General features: G+C 43.1%; 12 protein-coding genes and 1 rRNA gene. 11 read left to right on the top strand and 2 right to left on the bottom strand.

The window, feature by feature from the left end:
- The first annotated feature begins 140 nt into the window (after positions 1-140).
- The 11 genes from dxs (at position 141) to ACR32F_RS21255 (ending at position 11448) form a co-directional block, all read left to right on the top strand.
- Positions 141-2048 (top strand): 1-deoxy-D-xylulose-5-phosphate synthase, encoded by a 1908-nt coding sequence (gene dxs, locus ACR32F_RS21305; RefSeq protein WP_440110525.1) that lies wholly within the window; start codon positions 141-143, stop codon positions 2046-2048.
- A gap of 72 nt (positions 2049-2120) precedes the next feature.
- Entirely contained in the window at positions 2121-2966 is an 846-nt protein-coding gene (locus ACR32F_RS21300; protein ID WP_440110523.1) for a TlyA family RNA methyltransferase, read from the top strand.
- 82 nt (positions 2967-3048) lie between these two features.
- The gene (locus ACR32F_RS21295; protein ID WP_440110521.1) at positions 3049-3537 is read left to right on the top strand and encodes a hypothetical protein; all 489 of its coding nucleotides are present in this window, start codon (positions 3049-3051) and stop codon (positions 3535-3537) included.
- 114 nt (positions 3538-3651) lie between these two features.
- Complete coding sequence (gene ahrC / locus ACR32F_RS21290; protein ID WP_440110519.1) at positions 3652-4101, top strand: transcriptional regulator AhrC/ArgR; 450 nt, start codon at positions 3652-3654, stop codon at positions 4099-4101.
- 57 nt (positions 4102-4158) lie between these two features.
- Complete coding sequence (gene recN / locus ACR32F_RS21285) at positions 4159-5895, top strand: DNA repair protein RecN (RefSeq protein ID WP_440110517.1); 1737 nt, start codon at positions 4159-4161, stop codon at positions 5893-5895.
- 102 nt (positions 5896-5997) lie between these two features.
- Positions 5998-7329, top strand: a complete 1332-nt coding sequence (spoIVB, locus tag ACR32F_RS21280) for a SpoIVB peptidase (RefSeq protein ID WP_440110515.1) — start codon at positions 5998-6000, stop codon at positions 7327-7329.
- 193 nt (positions 7330-7522) lie between these two features.
- Positions 7523-8335, top strand: a complete 813-nt coding sequence (gene spo0A, locus ACR32F_RS21275; protein WP_440110513.1) for a sporulation transcription factor Spo0A — start codon at positions 7523-7525, stop codon at positions 8333-8335.
- 495 nt (positions 8336-8830) lie between these two features.
- Positions 8831-8950 (top strand): 5S ribosomal RNA (rrf, locus tag ACR32F_RS21270).
- A 520-nt stretch (positions 8951-9470) separates the two neighbouring features.
- The gene (locus ACR32F_RS21265; RefSeq protein WP_440110511.1) at positions 9471-10571 is read left to right on the top strand and encodes a hypothetical protein; all 1101 of its coding nucleotides are present in this window, start codon (positions 9471-9473) and stop codon (positions 10569-10571) included.
- Positions 10572-10660: 89 nt separating this feature from the next.
- Positions 10661-11089 (top strand): hypothetical protein, encoded by a 429-nt coding sequence (locus ACR32F_RS21260; protein ID WP_440110509.1) that lies wholly within the window; start codon positions 10661-10663, stop codon positions 11087-11089.
- A gap of 176 nt (positions 11090-11265) precedes the next feature.
- On the top strand, positions 11266-11448 hold the full coding sequence (locus ACR32F_RS21255) for a BRCT domain-containing protein (protein WP_440119967.1): 183 nt from the start codon (positions 11266-11268) through the stop codon (positions 11446-11448).
- Positions 11449-11490: 42 nt separating this feature from the next.
- Here the strand turns inward: ACR32F_RS21255 and ACR32F_RS21250 are convergent, their stop codons facing one another.
- Together ACR32F_RS21250 and ACR32F_RS21245 are read right to left on the bottom strand one after the other, a co-directional pair.
- Positions 11491-11925, bottom strand: coding sequence for a hypothetical protein (locus tag ACR32F_RS21250; protein WP_440110507.1), 435 nt, complete (start codon positions 11923-11925; stop codon positions 11491-11493).
- A gap of 53 nt (positions 11926-11978) precedes the next feature.
- Positions 11979-12149 (bottom strand): hypothetical protein, encoded by a 171-nt coding sequence (locus ACR32F_RS21245; RefSeq protein WP_440110505.1) that lies wholly within the window; start codon positions 12147-12149, stop codon positions 11979-11981.
- Positions 12150-12271 lie beyond the last annotated feature (122 nt).

Raw genomic sequence — 12271 nt, 5'->3', positions numbered from 1 at the left:
GCTCGTTATCTGGAGTAAAGTAGCGTAAATTATGATTCTTGTTCTTTTATGTTATAATGATTTAATGTCATTTAATAAATTATGTATATATGGATTAACCAACAATCAAACAAACAATCTAGGAAAGCGGGGAGATTCTCGTGCTGCTTCCACAAATTAAACAACCCAGTGATCTGAAGTCGATGTCTCATGATGATCTCGTTCTTTTGTCGGCAGAGATCCGGCAGTTTCTGATTGAGAAGCTGTCCGTTACAGGGGGGCATCTCGCACCCAACTTAGGAGTGGTTGAGCTCACGGTAGCCCTGCATTACTGTTATAACAGTCCGGCAGACAAAATGATTTTCGATGTAGGGCATCAGGCTTATGTGCATAAAGTTCTAACGGGGCGGATGGATCGCTTTGATACATTACGTCAGCATAACGGCATGTGCGGATTTGTTAAACGCAATGAAAGTGAGCATGATGTATGGGAAGCTGGTCACAGCAGTACGTCATTGTCCGCTGCGATGGGGATGGCACTTGCCCGTGATTTGAAGGGTGAGGACAATCAGGTCATCGCAATGATTGGTGATGGAGCGCTTACAGGTGGTATGGCTTTTGAAGCACTTAATCATATTGGTCATGAACAGAAAAAGCTGATGGTTATCCTAAATGATAATGAAATGTCCATAGCTCCGAATGTGGGAGCCATGCATAAATATCTGAGTAAGATCCGTTCGGATCGTCATTATTTGAAAGCCAAAGATGATGTAGAGGGAATGCTCAAAAAAATCCCTGCGATTGGTGATCGTTTAGCCAAATCGGCGAGCTGGATTAAAGATAGTGTCAAATATATGATGGTTCCAGGTGTTCTTTTTGAAGAACTGGGCTTCACCTATTTGGGACCCATTGATGGACACGACATTTCCAAATTAATCGAAACATTCAAACAGGCCGATAATGTGGATGGTCCTGTCATGGTACATGTGCTTACAACCAAAGGCAAAGGTTATCAGCCAGCTGAGGCCGATTCACACAAGTGGCACGGAATATCTCCGTACAAAATTGAATCAGGTCAAGTACTCAAGGCTTTGGGCAAACCGATGTACACGGAAGTGTTCGGTCAAACACTACTTGATCTGGCGAAGCAGGACAAGCGGATTGTAGCCGTAACTCCGGCCATGCCGACGGGATCAGGTCTCATTCCATTCAGTAAAGAATTTCCTGAGCGTATGATTGACGTAGGAATTGCAGAACAGCATGCGGCAACCATGTGTGCAGCACTTGCCATGGAAGGATTGAAACCAGTCTTTGCTGTCTATTCCACGTTCATGCAACGTGCATATGACCAGATTGTGCATGATATTTGCCGTCATAACGCGAATGTGATGTTTGCCATTGACCGTGCAGGATTTGTAGGACCGGATGGCGAAACGCATCAGGGGGTATACGATGTGGCGTTTATGCGTCATATTCCGAATATCGTTCTGATGATGCCAAAAGATGAAAATGAACTGCGTCATATGATGAAGACGGCATTGGATTATAATGAAGGTCCAATTGCTTATCGATATCCACGAAATAATGTGGTAGGTGTGCCACTCGATGATGTGCTTGTTCCCATTCCGATTGGAACATGGGAGCAATTGCGTCCTTCCGAAGGTTATTCGATTATAGCTTCGGGATCGATGGTACAGCTTGCTGAAGAAGCTGCGGAGACGGTTAAACGCGAAGGAATTACCGCTGGCGTCGTCAACGCTCGTTTCCTTAAACCACTGGATGAGCAGATGCTGCGTGATCTGGCTGTTCGGGGTACCAAATTGATCGTGCTTGAAGAGGCCTCGCAAGCAGGTAGCATGGGTAGTGCAGTTCTGGAGTTTTATGCGGAACAGGGACTTCATGATGTTCATGTGCAATTGATGGGGATTCCAGATCGTTTTATCGAGCATGGCAGTATCAAGGAACAGCGTGATGAGGTGGGTCTTACTGTTGAGAACGTGTGCGCTGAACTTCGCAATATGGCTGTTCAATCGTCCTACGGCATACCCAAAACGCGTTTTCCTTCGTGATAGCGATAAAAAAATAGACTGTGGTTCACAGTTGAATTTTATAACGGATTAACTAGATGATAGGAGAAGGACATGTCACTCCCGAAAGAACGAATTGATGTTCTACTGGTTGAGCAGGGGTATTACGAAAGCCGTGAGAAGGCAAAAGCGGCGATCATGGCTGGACTGGTATATGCCAACAATGAGCCGATTGAAAAAGCCGGCATGAAGATTCCACGGGAAGCCGAGCTGAAGGTTAAGGGCTCGGTACACCCTTATGTGGGTAGAGGCGGATTGAAGCTGGAAAAAGCAATCCGTCACTTTGATCTCGATATGAATGGACTTGTGATGCTCGATATTGGTTCATCGACCGGTGGTTTCACGGATTGTGCTTTACAGCACGGTGCATCTCACGTCTATGCCATTGATGTAGGATATAATCAGCTGGATTGGTCACTTCGCAATGATGAACGGGTTACCGTGATGGAAAGAACCAATTTCCGTTATGTGACTCCTGAAGATCTGAACGGACCTGTACCGAATTTTGCCAGCATCGATGTATCCTTCATTTCGCTACGAATTATATTGCCACCGTTGCTTGCACTTCTGAAACAACCGGCTAATATTGTAGCGTTAATTAAACCTCAGTTTGAAGCGGGTCGAGAGAAAGTTGGCAAGTCCGGTGTTGTTCGGGATTCGAAGGTACACAAGGATGTACTACAAACGATGCTTCGTTTCGCGAATGAGCTTGGATTGAAGCTGCAAGGTTTAACTTTCTCTCCGATTACAGGTGGAGAAGGAAATATTGAATTTCTCGCCCACTGGCGTCTGGAAGCACCAGAGGCTACACAACAAGAGAACGTTCAGGCTTCACTTGATGCACTTGCAGATCAGGTTGCGAAGGAAGCTGCTCATACTTTTACGGGAAACTCATCATAGGATGGGTTTCTTTTCGCTGGAAAGGTGAAGGTTAGAAAAGGGAAATCGTTGTTGAACCTCGAATAAGTCTTCGAGGTGAGCGATGATGGATGGGCAATATGACACAATCTTTATTGGTGTACTTGCTGTCTGCTTGATCTTTTGGCTGTTCTTCGGCCTGCGGAATTGGTTGAATCGACCGATTCCTGTGAGTTTGTCGGGAATCCGATTGAATTCGAAAATTCATGATTCTCCGGCAGTGGAGCTGCTTGAAGCGGAAGGATATGAAGTCATCGGAGGTAAGATGAAAGTGCCATTAGCTTTTGAAGCTAATGAATCCGTTTATTTCAGCAGGCTGTTCATTGATTATGTTGCAGAGCGGGAAGACCTCAGATATTTGGTGAAGACGTCCCGACGCAGGCAACCATTTGAACTCACCGGACCAGCCCTGCGGGATCGTTTCCTGTATTATTTATTGTTATACCCTGGCTGTGAAGGATTGCTGTATGTGGACTTGGAGAAAGCCAATATTAAGGTAATTAGGTTAATGGACTACCAGGAAGACGTATACGATGGAGATGATCTGGACTAAGGCGTATATATGGAACCCTGAGATTAATGATATATAACGAATTACGAATTGCATGGCAAGTCTGCGGAACCGAATTTGCTGTTTTTATTGCAATACAATGAACTGGAGGCATGTATGAAAGGACAACGGCACATCAAGATACGTGAAATTATCAGTCAAAACGAAATTGAAACCCAGGATGATCTGGTTGAAGCATTACGTCAGTCGGGGTTTCAAGTAACTCAGGCCACCGTGTCACGAGATATTAAAGAACTGCTGTTAATCAAGATCCCGATGGATGATGGGCGGTACAAGTACTCGATGCCAACCGATCAAAGATATAATCCGATTCAGAAGTTGAAACGTGCGCTCGTGGACAACTTCCTTCATATTGACCATACAAACAATCTGGTTGTGATGAAATGTTTGCCTGGCACGGCTAACTCCATTGCGGCGTTGCTCGACAATATTGAGTGGACTGAAGTGATGGGCACGATCTGTGGGGACGATACGATCCTCATCATCTGCCGGACTGAAAGCAACAGTGTGACCGTCATTGAGCGGATTATGGGTTATATTTCCTAGAAAATAACGGTTCAAAAACATAATTTCTGAGTTAGTCATCCGGAGGTGTTTTTGCAGATGTTAGTTACATTATCGATTCGTAACCTGGCTGTGGTGGAAGAGGTGGATGTTGTATTCCACCCGGGATTCCATGTCTTGTCAGGAGAAACAGGCGCGGGTAAATCGATCATTATTGATGCTCTGGGTTTGATTGCAGGTGGACGCAGCTCCGCAGACCTTATTCGATACGGATGCGACAAGGCAGAGATGGAGGCTCTTTTTGAAATGGAGCCAAGTCATCCCGTATGGGAAACGCTGGAGAAGCTTGGTATCCATTGTGAGCCAGAAGAACATCTGGTGATTCGCCGTGAACTGAATATGCAAGGCAAAAGTACATCTCGTATCAATGGACAGTTGGTCAATTTGACCATGCTTCGTGAAGTGGGCGAAAAACTGATCAACATTCACGGTCAGCATGAACATCAAAGTTTGCTGCGTGCAGAGAGCCATCTGGGGCTTTTGGATACTTACGGATCGACAGTCATAGGCCCTGTCAAAACGAAGTATCAGGAACGCTACAGTAAATTTATTACTGCTGAGAAAGAACTGCGTGCACTTCAGGAATCCAGTCAGCGTGCCTATCAGCTACTGGACATGTACCGCTTTCAACTTGAAGAAATCGCAGCAGCAGGTTTAACTCAGGGTGAGGATGAATTACTCGGAGAAGAACGGGTCAAACTATCCCATAGTGAGAAAATGATGGACAGTGTAGCTGGTGCATATGATCTGCTCAGTGGTCAACGCGGGCTGGAGGCTGTAAGCATTGCACTTTCACGAATCGAAGATATATCGGGATATGACAGTAAAGGATTACAGCCTATTGTTGAACAGCTGCAATCGGCCTTTTATCAGTTGGAAGACGCCACATTTCAGTTACGCGATTACCGCGAGAAAATTGAATTTAACCCGGGCAGACTGGAAGAAGTGGAACAGCGACTGAATCTGATTTCTGGCCTCAGACGGAAATACGGTGACAGTGTGGAGCTTATTTTGAGTTATTATGATCAGATCAGCCATGAAACAGACCAACTGGAGAACAAGGATGAGCGTCTGGAGAAGTTGCGTGACGAACGAGATAGGCTGCTCAAGCTGGTCATGGAATCGGCCGAGGAGCTTAGTAAGGTTCGAAAACAATGTGCCGAGGAGCTAGCCGCACAAGTGGAGAGTGAACTGAAGGATCTGCAGATGGAGCGAACTACATTGCGTGTACAAATTACTCCTTTTGAAGATCCAAAAGGCATTGAATGGAATGGACGGCGTATTCGTCTAAACCGTCAGGGTGCAGATAATGCGGAATTCCTGATTTCACCGAATCCAGGTGAGCCATTGCGTCCTCTTGGTAAGATTGCATCCGGTGGTGAGTTATCCAGAATGATGCTGGCGATGAAGAGTATCTTCGCACGTCATGACCGGATACCTGTATTGATCTTTGACGAGGTGGATACGGGGGTAAGCGGAAGAGCAGCTCAATCCATTGCGGAAAAATTATTCCGTTTGTCTTCCACTTGCCAGGTTTTCTCGATTACCCACTTACCACAGGTGGCTTGTATGGCCGATCATCAGTATCTCATCGAAAAACATGTCTACGATGGACGGACGATGACGCAGGTGGAATCGCTGTCAGACGAAGGAAGAGTGAAGGAAATGGCACGTATGCTTGGCGGGGTGGAAATTACAGAAAAAACGTTGCATCATGCACAGGAAATGCTGAATTTGGCGGAAGCCAAAAAAGGGTTAAACGAGCGGCTGGCGTAATGATTGACAGTAATAAAAGCCTGGGGGCGAGGTTATCTTAAAGGTACGCAATTGGCGACCACCTTTCGTCAAGCGAAAGAAGCAAAGGGAGTGTGACAGCCATTGAATTCCCCCCTAAGGAAGAAATTGCTAGGTCTTTTATTTGCCTTCTTTCTCTGTGTGATTAGCCAGGCGATTCAGCCTGTGCAAAGTTATGCCTCACTGCCTGATGAACTACAAGTATTTGCGGGAAGGCAGGCTGACGTTCGTCTAGCTGTACCAGCCGCCTCAAGTGCTGTTGTAGACCGTCCCGACATCGTCGGGTTGGATGGGCAGGAGAATGCGGTGCATGTGACAAAGCAACATCCTTTGCATCTTCACCCCCAACAAACGGGACATGCCAAATTAACGTTGAAGTTGTGGGGTAAAATTCCGGTTAAAACGGTGAATGTTAACGTGATTCCGGATTTGCGTGTAGTACCCGGGGGTCAAACCATTGGCGTTAAAGTAAAATCAGCAGGTATTCTGGTTGTTGGACATCATTTGGTGCGATCTGGACAGGACGAGCATATATCACCTGGAGAATCAGCAGGTATTAAGCTCGGAGATCTGATAACCCACATGGACGGTAAACGTCTTGATGGTGTATCAGGAGTCGCGGAAGCTGTTGAGCTTGCAGGGAAGAGTAAAAAAGGAATCGATGTGGTCTTGAAACGTGGCAAAGAGACGGTTAAAACCCGTTTGACTCCGGCGTATGATGCCGAAGATCAAGCCTGGAGACTAGGTTTGTACATTCGTGACTCAGCAGCAGGGGTTGGGACTCTGACCTTCTACGCTCCCGATCAGGGCGTGTATGGAGCACTTGGCCATGTTATTACGGATATGAATACCCAAACCTCCATCGTTGTGGGCAGTGGTCAGATCGTTCAGTCCAATGTTACGTCGATTTCCAAAAGTGAATCTGGAGATCCGGGCGAGAAACGAGCTCATTTCCTCAAAGAAAGCAAAATTTTGGGCAATATTGAACGCAATACGGCTTTTGGTATCTTTGGTAAAATGTCTGGTAATCCGGAACACAGCTTGTACTCAAAAGGAATTCCTGTTGCTTTCTCCCATGAAGTAAAAGAAGGTCCTGCTGAAATCCTCACGGTTGTTGAGGGACAGGAAGTAGAACGTTTCTCCATTGACATTGTTCATGTTGCAGACCAATCCGAACCGGCAACCAAAGGTCTGGTGCTTCGTATCACAGATTCGAAGCTGCTCGACAAAACCGGAGGTATTGTACAAGGCATGAGCGGTAGCCCGATTGTGCAAAATGGCAAATTGATCGGTGCCGTTACCCATGTGTTCGTTAACGATCCAAAATCCGGTTACGGCTGTTTCATTGAATGGATGTTACAGGATGCTGGAGTCATGATGAAAAAGGATAACGCACCAAACCTTAAGGCGGGTTAACCCACCTTAAGGTTTTTTTGTCGAAAGTAAACATAAAATATCGGATCATGAAATAAATTAATTATTATATAGTAACATGAAAAAAAAATAAAGAAAAATAATTTTCGACAGAAGGAATTTGATCTGCTGTGTCGAAAATTTAACTTGTAAGGAAATGTACGAAACGATGTTTAAATTAAAGGAGGATACCGTTTTGCAAAAAATTGAGGTATTGCTGGCCGATGATAATCGTGAATTTACGAATTTGCTTGCCGAATATATATCCGAACAGGAAGATATGGAAGTAACCGGAATCGCGTACAATGGAGAAGAAGTGCTGCAGTTGCTGGAGCAAACTCGCGATGTACCGGATGTGCTGATTCTGGATATTATTATGCCTCATCTGGATGGACTGGGTGTGTTGGAGCGTCTGCGTGATCTGAATCTGTCTCCACAGCCTAAAGTCATTATGCTTACAGCATTTGGCCAAGAAAATATCACACAGCGTGCCGTGCAACTCGGAGCTTCATACTACATCCTGAAACCGTTTGATATGGAAGTTCTTGCGAATCGCGTGCGTCAGTTGGTAGGTACACAAACAACAATATCTACAGGTGGAAGCGGTTCATCCATGTTTATGAACAAATCCAATGTGGTGCCGATGGGCAAACACAAAAATTTGGATGCAAACATTACGTCCATCATACATGAAATCGGCGTTCCTGCGCATATTAAAGGATATCAGTATTTGCGCGAAGCGATTACGATGGTGTATAACAATATCGAAATATTGGGCGCCATCACCAAAACACTGTATCCGGCCATTGCCGAAAAATTCAAAACTACACCGTCCCGCGTCGAACGTGCCATCCGTCATGCCATTGAAGTGGCGTGGACACGCGGCAACATCGACAGCATCAGCCATCTGTTTGGCTACACGATCAACATCAGTAAGTCGAAACCAACGAACTCCGAATTCATCGCGATGGTCGCTGACAAGCTGAGAATTGAGCATAAGGTATCCTGAACGTAGGCGTGGTGCAGGTTTGAGCGTGTTTACCGACTGATCAATTTTGGTGGTAAATATCTGAATTAGACCATTTGATGCCAGTAAACTTCTGTGATATAAACCAACGAATACCGTCATTTATTGGGTTTGAAAAAATCCAATGAAAGGCGGTATTTTTGTGAATGATATCAAATTCCAGTCAGACAACTTTATGCTTTACTGTTCATCCAAAAACCTTTCTCGAAAAACCTTGGCAAGCTACGAGCAAACGCTCAAATTATTTATCGCCTACCTCCAAAGAGAATTCCAGATTGAGGAGGTCAAGAGAGTACAGTCAGGGCGTTCAGGACATATCCGATTTCGAGGGAGCGAGGAAAATACACAGTGGATAACAAAGAGGAATGAAAGCTTATCAAACGTCTGATGTACCAGTTGTTACACCAGGAGCCGCAAATTTCGTTTCGGATTTAATTTTCAGAGAATACACTCCGAAATGAAACTATAAGCTATGCGTTTGGTGGCGATGGAGGGGTTCCGGTTCCACACGTACCCATCCCGAACACGACCGTTAAGCCCTCTAGCGCCGATGGTACTTGGACAGCAGGGTCTTGTGAGAGAGAAGCGTAGCCAAGCAAAGAACTACTGCCATTGTTATTTCGTGGTGGTTCTATTTTGTTTACCCAGTGCCAGTGACCTCCTACTACTTAAAGTTCAGTCATGTTCGTAGTTTAATCAAATGACCGGCATCATTTCCATTATAGGAAGACAACTTGGTTTATCTAAGATTATCTGACGACAAGGACATACAAGCTTGAGGTGTCGCCATTTATGGTGGCTTTTTTGTTTTAAATGTACAGGATTGAGCTCAAGTAATTCTATTGATAAATCCTATAATGAGGGTATAAATATGACAATACAGAACTTTAATATATTTGTATAAATTTGGAAAAATAATATATGATGGGAGATAATTTTGAGAATTTTATAATATTCAGATCTCATTCTTTCTTTATGGATTTCTATCTTAAAATTACAATTTTATTCAATAATATAGAAACTAAATCCAAATATTTGCTTTATTATGTATGTAATACAAAATTATTCAATAAAATAGAGGCATGAGAATGAGCAAGAGGTTGAAAAGATTTTAGGGTTGAGTTTAGTAATCACGAGCATACTAGCTTTTCCATTGACGAGTAGTGCAAACACTAAAACAATATCCAACAGTAATTATGCAAAATGGCAGCATCCATATTCAGGTTCTTTTGAGGCGTACAGGTACACTTCCAATGGAGAACCGTGGGTTCATGCACAAACCAATTTCAAATACAATGGAACACAATTAACCAATATGAAGAAAACATCATACTACCCTACGATTGAGATTAAACTGGATAATCCGACACCTAAACTAATGGGACGCTCTTTTAGCACTACTATGCCTGATCCAAAAACAGATACAGATTCATGTAAGTACAGTACTTTTTCAGGTATATGTGAAATTGAAGTGGCCTCGAAAAATCCGAACCAAATAGTAGGAGGTAGATTATATAATTTAAGTACTGAATGGATTAATGATTACCCCATTTCAAATGATCCTTATTTGATTACTTATGGCTCTCAGAGCAGGGAACCCACAGTAGCTGAGTGCGCGGCATTACAGTGTGAGTTGAACACAGTTTCTGGAACAGCGGTTTCGCTTGCTGGATTTAAAGTGTCAGAACTTAATTCTAGTAATTTTGTAGCTCAACCATTTACGGATGAACTAATGCCTACTGAAGAATTGGAATCTTTCACGGATTACTACAAACAGCCAGAAACAGTATATGAGAAACTTCAATCGGAAACGGATCTTCAATCGTATGCTAACGAACTAAAGCAGGAAATTCTCCAATCACAAAACAATCAGGAAGAGAAGCAGTTTATTCTCACATTCAAAAGACCTATGTCTAGCGAGGAGATTCTGAAAACTTTAAATGATATTGAGCTAACAAGTATTACAGCTCGAGCTTATAACGATTTAGGCGAGAGAGTTACTGTAGGTTTACTAAGTTTTAGTGAAGAGCAGATTCGAGACTTGGAGAAAAACACTGAAAACTTCCAAGGATATATCGAAATTGAAGGTACTGCGTCTGTAGAAACTATCAAAAACTTGTCAACGACTGAAGGTGTTTTCGGAGTGGAGGTATCTGGACTTACAACTCCTAATGGGCTATATTGGAAATATGAAGATTATATTGAGTCGCCGAAATAAAGTTTATATCAGAAAAAGAAAGGTCCTGTCAATGGATCTTTCTTTTTGAATTTCTTACTTCATAAATTTTTTAGATGAGGGAAGTCGAAATGAAAAAACAATTAAGAAAGTTTGTACTTATTATTGGTCCTTTAGTTTTTTTATTGTTTATTTACCTACAGTTCGGACAGCAACTAAAAGTGTACTATGTGAGCCACTCATTTCTTAAATCAATGGTTCAACAAAACTTTGATAGCGCGTCTAAGTATATTTCTTTCACTTCTGCAAAAAAAGAAGATTGGACTCATAAAGCCCAGGAAGCTAAACAGAAAGGAACCAAGCTGATTGATTACAGGAACATTGAAACAAGAACGAACGATGGTTATTATTTTACCGTTGCTACGTTAGAGATAGAAGACAATGGATCTAAGACGAACGAGAAAGTGTTTCTCCATTTTCGTGATTCAAAAATTAGTGGTGTAGAGTTATTCAATGATGTTCAAAGACGTTATGATTGGATGACTATTTTTGAACCATAATTTACATGAAGGGGGAGGCAATCGTTATTTTCTTAGGTCAGTGTTTTGGCTCTCGCTTTAGGAGGTAATACTGGTGCATTGGCTGCTGGGGTTGGACAAATAATCTGTAAAATTCAGATATAATTGATTTCATTAACATTACACTACTAATTCTTCAATGAGGGACTACCAAAACAATTGCGGCAGGAAAATCGGTAAAACTTGGGTTCGATCGGTTTGTTCTTAACAAGTTTATCAAAATGAATGTAGGAACAGTCCATAATTACTTTTCCCCTAAAACGACCTCAGTACTCGCTTTCAAAAATAAAACTGATGAATGGAACAGTATCAAATTCGATGGTCAAGACTCTCCAATTTGACAATATTTTTTTGGGGATAAGAGTATCATTAATACTGCAAACTTAAACAACTTCCTGACTATCCTCTTCCTTAGAGGCTGAAGGGGAGTGGACACCTTCTTTAGGTGCAAGCTGCTGAATGTCCTTCACCAGATCTCCGATCTTCTGATCCACTTTATTAATCTGGGTATGGATGTCCTGCACCATCTCTCGTTTCTGCTGGAACACAGTGCGTTCTGCATTTTCCAGCATCATCGATTTGACAATATCATTATCCGCATTGATATCGAGCACGATTCGGTCGAAATGTGTTTCTCCCTCCAGTGTCTGAATGGACCCATTCATGCGATCACGCAAACCGACTAATTTGCCTAACTGATCATAAGTCTGGCTGTGCTTGATCAGATGATCCATTGAAGGGGCCTGATTCTCGTCCGTTCGCTGAGGTGGTTGCTGTTTCGTTGGCTCAGGCTGTTTTAGTTTGTTCTTCTCCTGCAACTCTTCAGCTTTGATCTGGGCGATCTGGCTGTCGACTTGCGTAATGGAACTCGTTAATGATTTGATTCGTGCTGCTTGTCGAGCTCATCATTGGATTTAACGGCTTGCACTTCTTCATTAAGTCTCATTTTCTGCTGCATAAGGCCCTGAATTTCCTTTTCTCTGTTGGACACTTGATTCCCAGGGGTGAAGCTGTTTTTGGATGCAGGTGATATTGAATTCAATATCCTTCTCTCCTTCTTGGTTAAATAGTGGTGTTAAATACATATATCGGATGTTAAACGAAGTTAATGAAGGATCTACCAGACTCCACCTGAACCAAATATTTTTGATAGGTTTATTGCAC

It is taken from the genome of Paenibacillus hebaui (genome assembly GCF_051934385.1).
Lineage (GTDB): Bacteria > Bacillota > Bacilli > Paenibacillales > Paenibacillaceae > Paenibacillus.
This window is presented reverse-complemented; position numbering and strand designations above follow the sequence as displayed.